Origin of the sequence: Martinezella tropici (assembly GCF_008370325.1) — a bacterium.
Classification (GTDB): Bacteria; Pseudomonadota; Alphaproteobacteria; order Rhizobiales; family Rhizobiaceae; genus Rhizobium; species Rhizobium tropici_B.
Genome location: NZ_VNIP01000020.1, coordinates 31,690 through 48,412 on the forward strand (window position 1 = coordinate 31,690; position 16,723 = coordinate 48,412).

Here is a 16,723-nt window from a genome sequence, read left to right on the forward strand (position 1 = left end):
CTGGACCAAGGACAACCGGTGCGCTATCGATTTCTCAATTGTCCTTTCTAAGTTGATGAATTCGCCGGGGAAGATCGTTGCGTTTCGAAGCCCTCAACCGTCTCTGGGACAGCGTTCGGGAGACCAGCCATGATTTCCGTGCCTCGACGGACGTTTTTCCCGTCGTCGATATCGAAAAGCTAGGTGCGACCCTCGATCTGAAGGAAAAGGGTGCCGCCGCCGGGCGTCAGAACCGGCCGCCGCCGGATGCGCAGTCGCATGACGAGACGGAGCAGCGCATCGTCACTTGGGTCGAAGCGGAAAAGAAGAGTTCCTACCAGATCCTCGAAGACCAGTTTCAAACTTTCGACAGCCGCTTGCGCAACCTCGATTTCGAAGGGCAATTCGGGCTGATCCGCCAGGCGAATGCCTCCAGCGTCTCCGACTTCAAGGCGGAGGTTGCAAGCGGCGTCGACGAACTGCATGGCCTGCGCCGCAAGCTGAAGACAGCCGAGGATGAGATGGTCGGCTTTAAGGCCACGCACAAGCTGCAGCGCGCCGCGAAGGTTTCCAGCCATGCGGCATGGGGTTTCAAGGTCTCATTGATCGTCTTCCTCGTCCTCATCGAAATGGTGATGAACGGCAGCTTTCTCGCTAAGGGAAGCGAACAGGGCATCGTCGGCGGCGTGACTGAGGCGGCCGCCTTCGCCTTCCTGAACATCGGCACCGCGCTGATGTTCTCCTTCTTCTGCGTCCGCTTCCTCGTGCATCGATCCTTTGCACTGAAGCTGCTGGGCCTGCTTGGGCTTGTCGCCTATGTCGCCGTGGCGTTAGGCATCAACATCGCGCTGGCACATTATCGTGAGGTCTCGGCGACGATCCTGAGCGGTGCCGGCGCCGAGGTGATACAGCGCCTGAAGGCAGCACCTCTCGGATTGCAGGAGCTGAATTCCTGGATGCTCTTTGCCATTGGCCTGATGTTCTCGCTCGTCGCCTTCATCGACGGCTGCTATCTGACCGATCCCTATCCCGGCTTTGCCGGCGTGCAGAAGCGCCTGGATGCGGCGAGGGACAATTACATCGACCGCAAGCTCGATCTGATCGAGGACCTTCGCGAGATCCGCGACGAGCACAACAGCAAGATCGAGGAAATCATCCGCGACCTCTCGCTGCGCCGGCAGGAGACATCAGCCATCATCGCTCATCGCGCCAGGACGGCCGGTCTCTTTGCCGAACACCAGAACCATCTCGAGCGCGCCGCCAACGTGCTCCTCACCTCCTACCGCGATGCCAACAGGGCCGCACGCACCGAGCCGGAACCATCCTACTTCAATGCCGCCTACAAGATGGAGCGCCTGACGCCTGTCATACGCAGCGAAGAGGAATGGGACGACAAGGTTCTGGGCTCGCGCATCCAGGGTGCGCAGACGGAGCTTTCGGAACAGATCAAGCAGATCGGCGACGAATTCGAGCGTGCCATCGAGAAATATCATCAGCTCGATAATCTTTTCCCGGAGAGCATCCTTGGCGCGACGCAAGCGGCGTAGCCGGCGCGGCGGATCCGCCGGCCTCATCATCGCAACGGTTTGTCTCGCGGTCCTGTCGCTGGGGATCGTCGGGGCCTATGGCTGGCTGCGCTACAAGGCAAGCGGCAACGTCGCCATCGACCAGGCGTCGCTCTGCCCGGTGGACGGCCCGAAGGCGGAAATCGCCATCCTGCTCGATGTCACCGATCCGATCGCCGACACGACGGCGCTCGATCTGCGCAACCAGTTCCAGAAGATCGTGGCAGATGTGCCGATCGGCGGCGCGATCGATATCTACGCGCTGACCGAGAAGGAGGGCGAGCTGATCCAGACCTTCCACGGCTGCAACCCGGGAAGCGGCGCCAACGTCGACGAATGGACCAGCAATCCGCGTCTGGCGCAAGCACGATGGGAGAAGGGGTTCCAGAAGCCGCTCGCCGATATCGCCGGCAAGCTGACTGCGGGCGAGTCCGGCAGGCTGTCGCCGATCATGGCAGCCATCCAGAAGATCAATCTGGAGGTCTTTGCCAACGCACCGGCCGGTTTGCCGAAGCGCCTCTACATCGCCTCCGACATGATCGAGCACACCGCCGCCTTCTCCAACTATCGGGATGGCGTCTCCTATCAGAAATACCAGCACAGCCCGGCCAACGACCAGTTTCGCACGTCATTGAATGGCGTTGCGGTCAAGATCCTTGCCTTTCAAAGGCCGAACATGAAGTTCAGCATGGAGGATCTTGCGAACTTCTGGGCGCAATGGATCAAGAATAGCAACGGTGATTTCGGCGGCTTTGTGCGGCTGGAGGGGATACGCTGATGGCCAACACCGACGCCAGATATCTCATCCGTGATTATGGGCCGATGGTGCTGTTCGCCTCCATCACCATCGGCGGTATGATCTTCATCTGGTCGTCGAAGCTCATGGGGTGGTCGCTGCCTGTGGTGACCGGCGTGCCGCTTGTGCTGATGGCGATCTACTTCATCGTGTCGCTGGCCGTTGCCGGGTTCCGGCTGCACAACGAGCAGGCGGGCGACAACCTCTACTACATGGGGTTTCTCTTCACTCTATCGAGCCTTGGCGTGTCGCTCTATCTCTTTGCCGGCGAAACATCGATCGAGACCATCGTCCGCAATTTCGGCATCGCCGTCACTTCGACCATTGCCGGGGTGACGCTGCGCATCCTCTTCAACCAGATGCGACGCGACCCGATCGATATCGAGCGCAGCGTCCGCCACGAGCTTGCCGAGATGACGCGGCGCGTGCGCACCGAACTCGACTCGTCGTCGCGTGAATTCTCGCATTACCGGCGCGTCAGCAACCAGATGCTGTCGGAAGGGTTCGAGGAGATTGCACGGCAAGCCGAACGCAATGGTCAGGAGATCAACAAGATCCTGGAAATGCTGGCAAAGCAGGCCGTAACCCCGATCAACGATGCGGCCGCGCAGCTGACGGCGACAACCTCGCAATTGTCCGAGATCATCGGTACCTTCGGCGCCGCCGTCGAGAATGTCGGCAAGAAGCTGGACGAGATCCGCGCGCCGGAGGATGTCGTGCGCGCCGAGCTGGCGCCGGCCATCATCGCCATCAAGGAGATGTCGGAGGCGCAATTGCAGCCGTTGCGCAACATCGAGGTGGCGCTCGGCCGCATGGCGGAGGCGATGGGGCAAGCGCCGCTGCCGAAACCGCAAGCCGATGACGACATCGCTGCTAAGCTCGAGGATGTGCCGCGAAAACGCTGGTGGCATCTATGGTAGCAGGAGGCTCCGACAGCACGCCGAAACTGGAGCATAAGGGCTATAATCGTGGCCTGATCCTTGGCCTGACGATGGCCGAATCCATGCTGCTTCTGGTCTTCTGCCTGCTACTCGTGGCGGCCGCCATGATTTCCGCGGAAAGAAACCGGCGCTATGAGGTCGAGCGCAAGCTTGGGAAGGCCGAACAGCAGGTCGCCTTGCTGGAGAAGAAGCGCGCGGAGCAGGCGGCCGAGATCGTGCTTCTGCAGTCCAAAGTCGTCTCCGGCGATCTCTCCGCTGCCGACAAGGCAGTAGTGGACAGGCAATGGCGAGAGCTGGTGCTAGCGAAGGAGACACTCGACAGCATGGCGGATCAGGGCGCGACGACGGCCGACCTGCAATCGCTTTCCAAGGTTGCCGCCGTTCTGAAGGAACATGGTGTGGAACTTGCATCGGCTCCCGATCAGCTCGACAAGCTTCTTGCTGGAACCGGCGGGAAGGGCATGCACGACTGGCCGCCCATCATCAATCTCGACGATGCCAAGAAGAACTATTTCCAGTCGGGAAGCGCCGAGCTTACCGGTACTTTCACCCAACTGCTCAGCACGAAGATCACGGACGAAATCGCCAGCAATCTGAGCCTCTACGGCGCCAATATTGTCGAGGTGATCGGCCATACGGACGAACAGCCGCTGGCGCGTGAAAAATCCAATCTCGACGACACGATCATCAGCGCGATGGATGGAAAACTGCCGGTGTCGGCCCTGCTGCCCGCCGACAATGCCGGGCTCGGCCTTGCCCGCGCCATTGCCGTCGCCAATGTGCTCAAGGCCAATCCCAAGCTGAAGGATGCCACTATCCTGCCGATGTCCGCCGCGCAGCTGATCCTGCCCGGCGATACCGTCACCTCAGGCCAGCGCGGCGCTGTCGAAGCACGCCGCCGCATCGAAATCCGCGTGCGCGGCAGGGCAGCGCCCGTTGCCGTGATCAACGCCGGTGCCGCGCCCTCGACCAACACCCAATAGCGCTGGTTCAGCCCCCGTCAGCTTCGGAGACCGGGCGCCTCGTAGCCGGTGCGCTCCACATATTCCGTGTAGCCGCCGGTATACTGGTGAATGCCTTCCGGTGTCAGCTCCAGCACGCGGTTGGAGAGCGCTGCCAGAAAATGCCTGTCGTGCGAGACGAACAGCATCGTGCCCTCATATTGCGACAGCGCCTCTATGAGCATCTCTTTGGTGTCGAGATCGAGATGGTTGGTCGGCTCGTCCAGCACCAGCAGGTTCGGCGGATCGAAAAGCATGATCGCCATGACAAGCCGCGCCTTTTCGCCGCCTGACAGCACGCGGCATTTCTTTTCGACATCGTCGCCGGAGAAGCCGAAGCAGCCGGCGAGCGCGCGCAGCGATCCCTGACCGGCCTGCGGGAATTCGTGCTCCAATGTTTCGAATATGGTGCGCTCGCCATCGAGCAGATCCATGGCGTGCTGGGCGAAATAGCCCATCTTGACACTGGCGCCGAGATTGACGCTGCCTTCATCCGGCTCCGCTGAGCCGGCGACGAGCTTCAGAAGCGTGGATTTGCCGGCGCCGTTGATGCCCATGATGCACCAGCGCTCCCGGCGCCGGACCATGAAGTCGAGCCCTTCATAGATGCTGCGGCTGCCATAGCCCTTGTGAACGTTTTTCAGAACGACAACGTCCTCGCCTGAGCGCGGCGCCGGCTGGAATTCGAAGGCGACTGTCTGGCGGCGCTTCGGTGGCTCGACGCGATCGATCTTTTCCAGCTTCTTCACGCGGCTCTGCACCTGCGAGGCATGCGAGGCACGCGCCTTGAAGCGCTCGATGAACTTGATTTCCTTCGCAAGCATCGCCTGCTGGCGCTCGAACTGCGCTTGCTGCTGCTTCTCGTTCTGCGCGCGCTGCTGCTCATAGAACTCGTAGTCGCCGGAATAGCTCGTCAGGTTGCCAGCATCGATTTCGATGATCTTGGTGACGATGCGGTTCATGAACTCGCGATCGTGCGAGGTCATCAGCAATGCGCCCTCATAGCCCTTGAGAAAGGACTCCAGCCAGATCAGGCTTTCGAGATCGAGATGGTTGCTCGGCTCGTCGAGCAGCATGACGTCGGGGCGCATCAAGAGGATGCGGGCAAGTGCCACGCGCATCTTCCAGCCGCCCGACAGCGCGCCGACATCGCCGTCCATCATCTCCTGGCTGAAGCTCAGGCCATCAAGCACTTCGCGGGCGCGGCCCTCCAGGGCGTAGCCGTCGAGCTCCTCATAGCGCGCCTGCACCTCGCCATAGCGCTCGATGATCTCATCCATCCTGTCGGCCTGGTCCGGATCGCTCATCGCGGCTTCCAGCTCGCGAAGCTCGGCGGCAACCGCGCTGACCGGCCCGGCGCCTTCCATCACTTCCGAAACGGCGCTTCGGCCCGCCATGTCGCCGACATCCTGGCTGAAATAGCCGATGGTAACGCCCCTATCGACTGAAACCTGCCCCTCATCGGGCTGCTCCTGCCCCGTGATCATCCGGAAAAGCGTCGTCTTGCCGGCGCCATTCGGGCCGACCAATCCGACACTCTCGCCCCTGTTGAGCGCCGCGGACGCCTCGATGAAGAGGATGCGATGGCTGTTTTGCTTGCTGATATTCTCGATACGAATCATGATTGCGCCAGGCCTGAAGAAAGTTTTCGGGGGCCTTATGCCACGGGTTATCGGGTCTGTCGCAGGTTTTTCGAGCACAGAACTGAGATCGACAGCGAACTGACGCTCGGGGCGACAGCTACTGGGATGCCTACTTGCCATGCAGAAGAGAAACTTTCGCCGGGACGACGGATTCCTGCCCACGCACTCGTTCAAGCAGCATAACTTCCAGCAGGGTCGGGGCTTGATCGGATCCCCGGCTGTCTTCTGCTTGATTGGAAGTCGCTATATTCATTGTCCTCCGTCTCAGCCGAGTTTTTACAGATGAAGATTATGAGAAGCAATCTGGGCCGGGGTTACACCCGACTGGCGATCGTAGCATTGATCGGCATTGGCATGGCAGGCGAAGCCCAGGCGGCCTATACGGCTTCCCAACATGCGAAGCTCCACAAGCCGGTCAAGCAGATTGCGGATCAACGCGTGCTCGTCGACACGCCGGACGGGAAGGGAGAGCTGCCCGTCTACGCCGATCATGCGATCGATGCGACATCCCCAGACGTGACAAAGGTGCTGATCGTGATCCACGGCACGCTGAGAAACGCCGATGCCTATTATGCGACAGGCCAGAAGCTGCTGGCAAAGGCGGGAGATCTTGCGAAAAGGACGATGGTTGTCGCGCCGCAGTTCCTGATCAGGCCGGATGTCAACGCATTCTCGCTGTCCGCACAGACGCTGGCCTGGACGCAAAACGGATGGAAAGAGGGAGAAGCCGCGCGCCAGCCCGCGCCGATCAGTTCTTTCTCCGCACTCGATGCCTTGCTTCGGCATTTCAGCGATCGTCGCCTTTATCCTTCGCTGTCGACCATCGTCGTGATGGGGCATTCGGCGGGAGCGCAATTGGTGCAGCGCTATGCGGTGGTCGGGCGCGAGACCGAAAGCCTTGCGAGTGCGGGCATCTCCGTTCGCTATCTCGTCGCCAATCCGTCGAGTTACCTCTATTTCGACAATGAGCGGCCGGCTTTGCCGGCGGATCAATCGGTGGCTGCCTGCCCGCGTGCAACGCAATGGCGATATGGGCTGACCGGCGCACCCCTATACGTCTCCTCGCAGGATCCGAAGGCTGTTGAAGCCAGATATGCCGCGCGCAATGTCGTCTATTTGCTGGGAGAGGCGGACACGAACCCATACACCCATTTCATCGATCGTTCCTGTGCTGCCATGGCGCAAGGGCCATATCGGCTTGCACGAGGATTGACCTTTTTCGACTATATGAAAAAGCGGCATCCGTCCGACCTCGATCAGAAGGTCGTCGAGATACCCGGCGTTGGGCATGACGACGAGGCGATGCTCACATCCGATTGCAGTATTTCGGTCTTGTTCGATCGACCAATCCCACAATCCTGCCCGGTCATCGCCGGAACGGCAAAAGGGTCCGGAGCACAGCCATAAGCATTGTTCGAGCGATCGACCTCGTCCATATGCGTCAGCCGCGATATGCTGGCCGCGGGCGCGAGGATCGGGTTTTCCGGAGGATCGGCCGCTCTATGAACAGGTAGCAAACGATCGTGAAAGCCAGCGAACCCAACGCGATGAACACGGGCTGCGCGCCGTGCGGCACCCCGATACGCAACAGCAGCGCCGTTACCAGGACACCCATCAGCACGTGCCAAACATAAATGGAATAGGAGGCATCCCCCAGGAAATGCAGGAATGCCAACTGCGGCACGCCTCGTTCCCGCTCCGCGAAAGCAGCGCCTGACAATAGCAACACTGCCGGTATGCCCCAGCGGATAGCCCGTTCCAGATGGATCAGCGGGTCACTCGCCACAAGCAGCACGACGCCGACGATCATCAAGCCGATAGCAACGGAAAAAGGCAGCCGAAAGCCCTGTTTCCACAGGTGCCCTATGACGATGCCGGCAGCAAATTCAAGAATGACTGGTTGTGTAAAAACACTGAGATAGCCGGAAGGCAGCAGGTAGTGCGCAATCACGATGGTCACCAGAGCCGCCATCAGAAACCATAGCCGCCTGAGTTCCGGCAGAAGCAGTGAAATCGAAAAGATGAGATAGAAGAACATCTCGTAGGAGAGCGTCCATCCCTGCTCGACGACGGGGCTCAGCGCTTCGTCCTTCATGAAGGGCACGAAGAACAGCGAGCCGATCAAGTTCTTGATGCTCGAATTCGTGTCGAAGAAGAATTGCGGTTTCGACACGGCGACGACGAAGGTTGCCGCCGTCGCAATCCAGTAGAGCGGCACGATCCTGATGAGCCGGCGCCACATGAATTCCTGCGGACCGAGCGATCGTCCGTCGGTCGTGACCCACATGATGAAGCCGCTGATGACGAAGAATATATCGACACCTGCCGCTCCACTCTTGAAGTCAAGGCCGTATGTTTCGCAGACATGGAAGCAAAGAACGGAAATTGCGGCAATGGCCCGCAGATATTGAATGCTCGTGATATCGCTGCCGGTTTTCAAAGCGGTGCCTCGCGCGACTGGAATGCCATCGCCAAGGCCCGCGGGCCGATGGGGCGATAGGAATGAGTCGAAAGGCCGGACACTCACGCAGAATGATTTCGAGGTCACGGCAGACCGAATGTTGCTGGCAGCAACAATTCCAATGAAAATGGATGATTTCCCGCCGGTTTCGTGACCGAAATCGGGCATTTGGGATGCGGGGTGCCCATCTAGTTTTTGGATCGAGTGGATTTGGTTTGGCCCGCGGCCATCGAAGACAATGCCAGATCAAAAATTTTGTTGGGGTTCGGCGCGATTAAGCTAAGCTGGATCCCTTCTTCTAAGCCTTCGCGTGAAATTACAAAAACGCCATTCCTATCAGCGTCTTCGGCTTCGGCCTTCAGCTCTTCGCGTGTTAGGCAACTCACCATTACTGGGATAACGCGTAGATGGGAATGACCACATTTTTCAAGAGCTTGTCGAACGAGCGTTGATCTCTGCACAACGCTAGCGAGCTTATCATTCGCCTTCAAAAGGCCAAGCGTACATTCGATAACCAAATAATCTCCAAGTGGTGAAGTGACTAGAATGTCTGGACCATCTTGAATCTTGGGAAAAAGGCCAAGAAGCACAGGGTTAAACCCAAGCATCCACAAAAGGAACGAGACAGCTGCTTCAAAATCACGGGCTTGAATTCCTTTTGTCACGGGGCGAAAAAGAAACTCATTGAGCGTGGACAGCCGCCGATCAAAGACCTCATACGCGGCCCTTCGGTTATTCTGAAAATTATTTGGATCTGCGATAAAGCCGTGGTTTTGGACTTGGCCGGCAAAGCGGGCGAAGCATTGCACAACTGAACCTGGCTCCACCTCGAATTGATGTCGGCCGCGTTGAAATTTGCCATCAATCTTCCAATCCAACTGTGCCGAAGAAAGCGTCCCGCGTTGAGTTGGCTTTGAGACGCTGCTGACGATACGATAACCTAACGAAACATTTTCGTTTGGAATTCCTGCCGGAAGGACGACGCCAACCAAAGCGTCTTTCCCGTCAATCTCACAATCTAAGTCCACCTGCACCGCTGGCTGAAGGACGATCTCCAGCGTTGAAGAGAGCATCATGTCCAGCCTGTATCCTTGAAACAACTCTTGAAGGCTATCGTAAGGAATATCGTTGCCTTTAAGTTCCCAATTGATCTGTCGTATATCGAATAGCTGGTTCCATGGCTTTCCAACAAACGAGAGGACGGCTAGACGATTTCGAAGACCGTCTCCTGCTGAATGAAAAGGCTCAAAAGTAGTACCGAAGGTCCCGGCGTCGCTTTCAGGAATCTTTATCAGTCCGTGGGGTGTGACTATTTCCCCTCGACCGACCGCTTCGATAAAATGCTCAACTGAAGGACTAAGATCGGAGAGGGCATACTCTCCAGCGCGAACAGAGTTCGATTGGAATGAAGGATACTCTGCATCGGGTTTCATGCCCTCAACGAAAAGCCTTCCCGCGATCAACCACTCCACGGAGTCTTGCATCAGGCTGCAGTAATAAAAGCGGCGTTCAGGAAGCGCGGCATCCGTCATGGAGAAAGCGGAAAGAAAGTCAGCAACTATCCGCTTTTGGTAGCCATTAAGTCCTGCCGCCATTACGCAGCTCCTCTTTGATCCGTTCTATCGATTGCTTGAGAAAATAGTTCCATTCTTTCCGCAGAAGATCTCATCAGTCCTTTGACCGGCCGGACTGATATCGCTGCCAAGTACAAGGAATGATGCAACACCATTGCTCTTAGGCGATTAGATTATTCAGAACAATGCGGAGAAAATGGCCCACTCATACATCTTTTGGATCATTGTGCGCTGTCTAGTTACTGTTCAGCCAATCTTGTCGAAAGATGATCTCCAGTATTGACTGGAGATATGCTGCGACGACGTCTTCTGTTGGCTTGTTTATAGTTTTATCCCGCCCGAGTTTGATATCTCGGCCGGGATATATTCTGCGTCATTCTGTAGGCTGTGCATAAAAATCAACGACTGCCTGCAGCAAATACCTTCATCGAATCAGCTGCAGCCGCTCGTCGCGCCGCAAGTGTCGCACTTCTCGCAAGTTCCATTCCGGACCATCGTGAAGTTTTGGCACTCCGTGCACATGTTGCCGGTGTAGCCCTGCATGATGGAACGGGCGCGGCGTTCGGATTCCAGCTTCTTTGCTTCCGTCTTGGCATTGGCAGCTTCGCTTGCCGCATTATCGGTGAAGAGGCCTGTCGCGGATTCGGCGATAACTTCCTCTGCGATCTCTTCGGCCAATTCCTTCGCACGCTCCTCATAGTCGCGCTTGAAGGCGACGACTTCGGAGGTCGAGACCGCGCTCGCCGGCTCCAGCTTGCGCACCGTATTGCCGGCAAAGGCGGTAACGGTCGAAAGCGAGGCGGCCCGTGCCGGGGCAGCCGTTGCGGAGCCCTTGGCGTCTGCCGAACGGTCACCCGATGTCGGAACCAGCGTCGGCTTATAGCCGCGGGTTAGGCCCTTGGAGACGACATCGGCCTTGCCTTCGGAAACGCCGCGGCCGAGCGCCGTGTTGTTGAAGTCCGAGGTGTCGACATGGGCGAGATCGTGACGGCCGAGATAGGAGATCGCCAGTTCGCGGAAGACGTAGTCGAGGATCGACGTCGCATTCTTGATAGCGTCGTTGCCCGTGACGATGCCGGCCGGCTCAAACTTGGTGAAGGTGAAGGCGTCGACATATTCCTCGAGCGGCACGCCATACTGCAGGCCGAGCGAGACGGAGATCGCGAAGTTGTTGATGAAGGCGCGCAGCGCTGAGCCTTCCTTGTTCATGTCAAGGAAGATTTCGCCGAGACGGCCATCGTCATATTCGCCGGTGCGCAGGAAGATCGTGTGCCCGCCGATCTTGGCCTTCTGGGTGTAGCCCTTGCGGCGACCGGGGAGCTTTTCCTGCGTGCGCACGACCTTCTCGATCACGCGCTCGACGATCTTTTCCGTGATGGTGACGGCCTGCGCGGCTGCCGGCGCCTGCAGGAATTCCTCCAGCGCATCCTCGTCGCTGTCATCCTCGATCAGCGAGGCGTTCAGCGGCTGGCTGAGCTTGGAGCCATCGCGATAAAGCGCGTTGGCCTTCAGGCCCAGCTTCCAGGAGAGCATGTAGGCGTTCTTGCAATCCTCGACGGTCGCTTCGTTCGCCATGTTGATCGTCTTGGAGATCGCGCCCGAGATGAAGGGCTGGGCAGCCGCCATCATGCGGATATGGCTTTCGACCGAGAGGTAGCGCTTGCCGATCTTGCCGCAGGGATTGGCGCAATCGAAGACGGCGAGATGCTCGTTCTTTAGGAAAGGCGCACCTTCCAGCGTCATCGCACCGCAGACATGGATATTGGCAGCCTCGATGTCCTTCTTGGAGAAGCCGAGATGGTCGAGCAGGTTGAAGCTCATATCGGCCATCTGCTCGTCGGAAACCTTCAGCGTGCCCTTCAGGAAGTCGGCGCCGAGCGTCCACTGGTTGAAGACGAACTTGATATCGAAGGCGCTCTTCAGCGCGGCGTTGACGGCATCGACCTTCTCAGCGGTAAAGCCCTTGGCCTTGAGCGTCGAGGGGTTGATGGCAGGAGCCTGGTTCAGATTGCCATGGCCGACGGCATAGGCCTCGATTTCGGCGATCTGGCTTTCGGAATAGCCGAGCGTGCGCAGCGCTTCCGGAACGGCGCGGTTGATGATCTTGAAGTAGCCGCCGCCGGCGAGCTTCTTGAACTTCACCAGGGCAAAGTCCGGCTCGATGCCGGTCGTGTCGCAATCCATGACGAGACCGATCGTGCCCGTCGGCGCGATCACGGTTGCCTGTGCGTTGCGGTAGCCGTGCTTCTCTCCGAGTTCCAGCGCCTTGTCCCAGGCCGCCTTGGCATGGGCAACGAGATCCTGGTCCGGATTGTCGGCATGGATCAGCGCCACAGGATTGACCGACAGGCTCTCATAGCCCGAGGTCTCGCCGTAGGCGGCGCGGCGATGGTTGCGGATGACGCGCAGCATGTTCTCGCGGTTCGGCTTGAACATCGGGAAGGTTCCGAGTTCGGACGCCATTTCGGCCGAGGTCGCATAGGCGACGCCGGTCATGATCGCGGTCAGCGAGCCGGCGATGGCGCGGGCTTCATCGCTGTCGTAGGGAATGCCCGACGACATCAGGAGGCCGCCGATATTGGCATAGCCGAGGCCGAGCGTGCGGTATTCGTAGGAGAGTTCGGCGATGCGGCGCGAGGGGAACTGCGCCATCATCACGGAGACTTCGAGAACGACGGTCCAGAGGCGGACGGCATGCTCGTAATCGGCGATGTTGATGCGCTTCGTCGCTGCATCCTTGAAGGTCATCAGGTTCAGCGAAGCAAGGTTGCAGGCCGTGTCGTCGAGGAACATGTATTCCGAGCACGGGTTGGAGGCGCGGATCGGGCCGGCAGCCGGGCTGGTGTGCCAGTCGTTCATCGTCGTGTTGAAATGCAGGCCTGGATCGGCAGATGCCCACGCGGCGTAGGAAATGGATTCCCAGAGGTCGCGGGCCTTCAGCGTCTTGATGATCTTGCCGTCCTTGCGGGCGGTCAGGTGCCACTCGCCATCATTCTCGACGGCGCGCAGGAAATCATCCTTGATGGAGACGGAATTGTTGGAATTCTGGCCGGATACGGTCAGATAAGCTTCCGAATCCCAGTCCGTGTCGTAGGTCTTGAATTCGAGATCCTTGTAGCCCTGGCGGGCGAACTGGATGACGCGCTGGACGTAGTTTTCCGGAACCTGGTCCTTCTTGGCAGCGCGGATCTCGCGCTTGAGGGCAGGGTTCTTGGCCGGATCGAAGCAATCGTCATTGTTGCCTTCGCAATTGACCGTGGCCTTCATGATCGCCTTCAGGTGCTTGGCGACGATCTTCGAGCCGGTTACGAGAGCGGCAACCTTCTGCTCTTCCTTGACCTTCCAGTTGATGTATTCCTCGATATCCGGATGGTCGATGTCGACGACGACCATCTTCGCGGCGCGGCGTGTCGTGCCGCCGGACTTGATGGCGCCGGCGGCGCGGTCGCCGATCTTCAGGAAACTCATTAGGCCCGAGGAGCGGCCGCCGCCGGAAAGCTTTTCACCCTCGGCGCGCAGCATCGAGAAGTTAGAGCCGGTGCCGGAGCCATACTTGAAGAGGCGGGCTTCGCGAACCCACAGGTCCATGATGCCGCCTTCATTGACGAGATCGTCCTCGACCGACTGGATGAAGCAGGCATGCGGCTGCGGATGCTCATAGGCCGACTTGGACTTGGTGAGCTTGCCGGTGAAGGGATCGACATAGAAATGGCCCTGGCCAGGGCCATCGATGCCATAGGCCCAGTGCATGCCGGTGTTGAACCACTGCGGCGAATTCGGAGCGACGCGTTGGGTAGCGAGCATGTAGGCAAGCTCGTCACAGAAGGCCGAAGCATCTTCCTCGGAAGAGAAGTAGCCGCCCTTCCAGCCCCAATAGGTCCAGGTGCCGGCAAGGCGATCGAAGACCTGGCGTGCGTCGGTTTCGGAGCCGCTCTGTTGCTCCTTCGGCAGATCCTTCATGGCCGCATCATCGGGCACGGAACGCCACAGGAAGGAAGGAACGTCATTTTCCTCGACGCGTTTGAGCTTGGCGGGCACGCCGGCCTTGCGGAAGTACTTCTGCGCGAGAATATCGGCGGCAACCTGCGAGAACTGCGCGGGAACGTCGATGTTTTCGAGGCGGAAGACGATCGAGCCGTCGGGATTCTTGATCTCGCTGGTCGCCTTGCGGAACTCGATATCCGCATAGGGTGACTGGCCGGCCTTCGTAAAACGACGTTCGATGCGCATAGTCCCAATCCTCATTCGTTGGTGCACGCCCGCATGAAAGCAGGGCGCAAAAATTCTCATTCCGGCATCGCGATTTCAACGCGCAGCCAGTCTTCAATCCGCTTTCTGACAGGAGGTGTCACCCGGAGATGAGATTCCTGTATCTTGTGGTGATGGTGGCTGCAAACACTAAATATAGTATTAACAGCTTATTGCCGCCAGTCCCCGCATATATTTTTTCGACGGCATCGAGATCGACACAAAAACCCCCGCGGCGATCACCGGCAAAGGTGAATCGCCTTGAATCAAGATCCGATTTCGAATTGAGAACCAGCCCTCGTTAACCCGCCTGGTCCAGTCGCCGCCGCGACGTCGTCCATTAACTTTGAAAGACCCGATTCCGTCAAGGGGTGGTTTGCGATGGATTGTTAACCACAATATCTTGTGGGCTCGCCTGTGGAAATTGGGGAAACGCCAGTAGGGTAGAAGAATCAAGAGCTTGGTGGGAGATGCTCGCCCTTTGTGCGACCGATGACGGCGCAAGTCCCATCACCGCCGAAGTCGAAAACGACAAAATTGTGACCGTGACCGGGATGCCATTGGCAAGGCAGCGAAATCATGCCGTGGCGTATCATGATTCGCGCGGAAACCCTTGAATCCCGCGCGTTCTCGCCATTGTGACGCCTACTAAATCTAGTGGGCGCCGCAGCGCCCACCTCTATTACCGTCTTCCGACTTCATTTCGACGCGCAGCAGAATCAGCAGGTGATTCGCAAAGCGAAACGGGCGGATTAACCGCGGTGACCCTTGGCGATCGGCTCCTGATAGGTGAAGCCCATGTCCCAGGGGAAGTAGATCCAGGTGTCCTGGCTGACTTCGGTGATGAAGGTGTCGATGGTCGGCACACCCTTCGGCTTGGCGTAGACGCAGGCGAAATGCGCTTTCGGCAGCAGGTTGCGGACTTGGACGGCGGTCTTGCCGGTATCGGTCAGGTCGTCGATGACAAGCACGCCTTCGCCGCCATTGACTGTCAGTTCCGGCGCGATGCCTTTCAGCAGGTTCATCTCGCCCTGGCTGGAATAGTCGTGATAGGAGGCGACGCAGACTGTCTCGATCAGGCGGATATTGAGCTCGCGCGAGATGATGGCGGCCGGCACGAGGCCGCCGCGGGTGATACAGACGATTGCCTTGAATTCGCGGTTGAGGCCGGCAAGCCGCCAGGCAAGCGCGCGTGCATCGCGGTGGAACTGATCCCAGGATACGGGAAAGGCTTTATCGGGCAGGGACATGGCAGAAGCTCCGGGGCATGGAATAATAACGCGCCGGCAATGCCGGCGACCCTGAGCAGACCCCGCGGCGGGCGCGGACCATGAACCAAATCCGGAACGCGATTCGCTTGCTATCTGCTTGAACAGGATCTCATCCGGGAAAAAGCCATATGCTTTTTCGGGATCATGCTCCGTCGACCGCGCGAACGGTTCCCTGGCGGGAATTCTGTCATCGGTCGCTGCTTTCTGCTGGATTTGCCGGCAAAAGGCAATAGCCGCAAAGCCCGCAATCGGTGCACATCTGCACCGGAAACCGTTTGCTTCGAGCTTTCGCGGCTCAGCGGGCCAGAAGCGTCATCGCCGTCATCGATTGCAGCAAGGTGCGCGTCGTGCCGCCGAAGATCATCTGCCACAGCCAGGAATGCGTATAGGCTCCCATGACCAGCAGATCGATGCTGTCATCCGCCAGCCGGTTTTCGATGACCTGCGACGGCGTCGACTTGCCGGTGCAGGCCGCCGTCTCGAACTTGGCGCGAACGCCATGGCGCGTCAGCGCCGCCGCGATGCGAACGCCTGTTTCCCGCGATGGATGGCTTTCCTTCTCGGAGGTACTGACCGAGAGGATCTCGACCGAATCCGCGGCCTTGAGGAAGGGCAGGGCGTCGAAAGTGGCGCGCGCCGCTTCCTTGGATCCGTTCCAGGCGATCAGGACGCGGCGGATCGGTTTCGGAGCGGTCAATATATAGGGGATCAGAAGCACCGGGCGGCCGCTGTCGAACAGGAAGGTTTCGACATCGACCTGCGAGTCGCCATATTTGGATGGGTCTGGCTGCACGGCAACCAGCAGATCGGCGCTGCGGGCGCTTTCGATCAGCGGTTCGGTGCCGTAGCCGATCGTGCTGGCAAAGCTGTGCCATTCATAGTCGAGGCCGGCGCCTTCCATCTTCGTGCGGAACAGCCGCTCGATTTCGACTGCCTGATTATGCGCGACATCCTGAAGAGCCTGCACGGCGACAGGGTCCGGGATTTCCATCGGCGCCACCAGCGGCACGGTGGAGACGATTTCCGCATGAAGGCCGACAATGTGAGCGTCGTACTCCTTCGCCAGCGCTGCCACGAAATTGGCGGCGATGCGCGTATTGCCGGGATTGTCGAGAACGGTCAATATGGTCTTGTACGACATGACGTGATCTCCCATGCGGAGGGTTGGATCTCAGCATTATATCTCATTCCGCCATAAATTAATGCGCTTCGATCGCCTCTGGTTCCGTCACGGATGCACTTAT

The 16,723-nt window shown here is 58.8% G+C and carries 11 protein-coding genes; 5 read left to right on the plus strand and 6 right to left on the minus strand.

Going from position 1 to position 16,723, the window contains the following annotated elements:
* Positions 1 to 77: 77 nt before the first annotated feature.
* Genes FP026_RS29465 through FP026_RS29480 form a run of 4 tightly spaced genes read left to right on the plus strand, consistent with a single transcriptional unit; the run spans position 78 to position 4,264 of the window.
* On the plus strand, positions 78 to 1,526 hold the full coding sequence (locus FP026_RS29465; protein ID WP_149638088.1) for a hypothetical protein: 1,449 nt from the start codon (positions 78 to 80) through the stop codon (positions 1,524 to 1,526).
* Positions 1,504 to 2,322 carry a hypothetical protein gene (locus FP026_RS29470; protein WP_149638089.1) on the plus strand — a complete coding sequence of 273 codons (819 nt, stop codon included), beginning with the start codon at positions 1,504 to 1,506 and terminating at the stop codon, positions 2,320 to 2,322. The genes FP026_RS29465 and FP026_RS29470 overlap by 23 nt, the downstream gene beginning before the upstream one ends.
* The gene (locus tag FP026_RS29475; protein ID WP_149638090.1) at positions 2,322 to 3,260 is read left to right on the plus strand and encodes a hypothetical protein; all 939 of its coding nucleotides are present in this window, start codon (positions 2,322 to 2,324) and stop codon (positions 3,258 to 3,260) included. Before FP026_RS29470 ends, FP026_RS29475 begins: the two co-directional genes overlap by 1 nt.
* Entirely contained in the window at positions 3,254 to 4,264 is a 1,011-nt protein-coding gene (locus FP026_RS29480) for an OmpA family protein (protein ID WP_149638091.1), read from the plus strand. The genes FP026_RS29475 and FP026_RS29480 overlap by 7 nt, the downstream gene beginning before the upstream one ends.
* Positions 4,265 to 4,281: 17 nt before the next feature.
* Here FP026_RS29480 and FP026_RS29485 read toward each other — a convergent pair whose 3' ends face one another.
* On the minus strand, positions 4,282 to 5,904 hold the full coding sequence (locus FP026_RS29485) for an ABC-F family ATP-binding cassette domain-containing protein (protein ID WP_149638092.1): 1,623 nt from the start codon (positions 5,902 to 5,904) through the stop codon (positions 4,282 to 4,284).
* A gap of 312 nt (positions 5,905 to 6,216) precedes the next feature.
* On the opposite strand from FP026_RS29485, the gene FP026_RS29490 reads away from it, so the two are divergent.
* Positions 6,217 to 7,332 carry an alpha/beta fold hydrolase gene (locus FP026_RS29490; protein ID WP_246665490.1) on the plus strand — a complete coding sequence of 372 codons (1,116 nt, stop codon included), beginning with the start codon at positions 6,217 to 6,219 and terminating at the stop codon, positions 7,330 to 7,332.
* A 34-nt stretch (positions 7,333 to 7,366) separates the two neighbouring features.
* Here the strand turns inward: FP026_RS29490 and FP026_RS29495 are convergent, their stop codons facing one another.
* The 5 genes from FP026_RS29495 to FP026_RS29515 form a co-directional block, all read right to left on the minus strand.
* Entirely contained in the window at positions 7,367 to 8,365 is a 999-nt protein-coding gene (locus tag FP026_RS29495; RefSeq protein ID WP_246665491.1) for an acyltransferase family protein, read from the minus strand.
* A gap of 209 nt (positions 8,366 to 8,574) precedes the next feature.
* Positions 8,575 to 9,981 carry a hypothetical protein gene (locus FP026_RS29500; protein ID WP_149638094.1) on the minus strand — a complete coding sequence of 469 codons (1,407 nt, stop codon included), beginning with the start codon at positions 9,979 to 9,981 and terminating at the stop codon, positions 8,575 to 8,577.
* Between the two features lie 411 nt (positions 9,982 to 10,392).
* The gene (locus FP026_RS29505) at positions 10,393 to 14,190 is read right to left on the minus strand and encodes a vitamin B12-dependent ribonucleotide reductase (RefSeq protein ID WP_149638095.1); all 3,798 of its coding nucleotides are present in this window, start codon (positions 14,188 to 14,190) and stop codon (positions 10,393 to 10,395) included.
* Between the two features lie 770 nt (positions 14,191 to 14,960).
* Positions 14,961 to 15,458, minus strand: coding sequence for a xanthine phosphoribosyltransferase (gpt, locus tag FP026_RS29510; RefSeq protein WP_149638096.1), 498 nt, complete (start codon positions 15,456 to 15,458; stop codon positions 14,961 to 14,963).
* A 316-nt stretch (positions 15,459 to 15,774) separates the two neighbouring features.
* A complete protein-coding gene (locus FP026_RS29515) occupies positions 15,775 to 16,620 on the minus strand; it encodes a universal stress protein (RefSeq protein WP_149638097.1) in 846 nt (281 codons plus the stop codon).
* Positions 16,621 to 16,723 lie beyond the last annotated feature (103 nt).

Excerpts from the sequence above, each read along its gene's own strand:
- FP026_RS29485 (WP_149638092.1), bottom strand. The coding sequence starts at position 5,904 with ATGATTCGTATCGAGAATATCAGCAAGCAAAACAGCCATCGCATCCTC.
- FP026_RS29475 (WP_149638090.1), top strand. The coding sequence starts at position 2,322 with ATGGCCAACACCGACGCCAGATATCTCATCCGTGATTATGGGCCGATG.
- FP026_RS29500 (WP_149638094.1), bottom strand. The coding sequence starts at position 9,981 with ATGGCGGCAGGACTTAATGGCTACCAAAAGCGGATAGTTGCTGACTTT.
- FP026_RS29515 (WP_149638097.1), bottom strand. The coding sequence starts at position 16,620 with ATGTCGTACAAGACCATATTGACCGTTCTCGACAATCCCGGCAATACG.
- gpt (WP_149638096.1), bottom strand. The coding sequence starts at position 15,458 with ATGTCCCTGCCCGATAAAGCCTTTCCCGTATCCTGGGATCAGTTCCAC.
- FP026_RS29480 (WP_149638091.1), top strand. The coding sequence starts at position 3,254 with ATGGTAGCAGGAGGCTCCGACAGCACGCCGAAACTGGAGCATAAGGGC.
- FP026_RS29505 (WP_149638095.1), bottom strand. The coding sequence starts at position 14,190 with ATGCGCATCGAACGTCGTTTTACGAAGGCCGGCCAGTCACCCTATGCG.
- FP026_RS29490 (WP_246665490.1), top strand. The coding sequence starts at position 6,217 with ATGAGAAGCAATCTGGGCCGGGGTTACACCCGACTGGCGATCGTAGCA.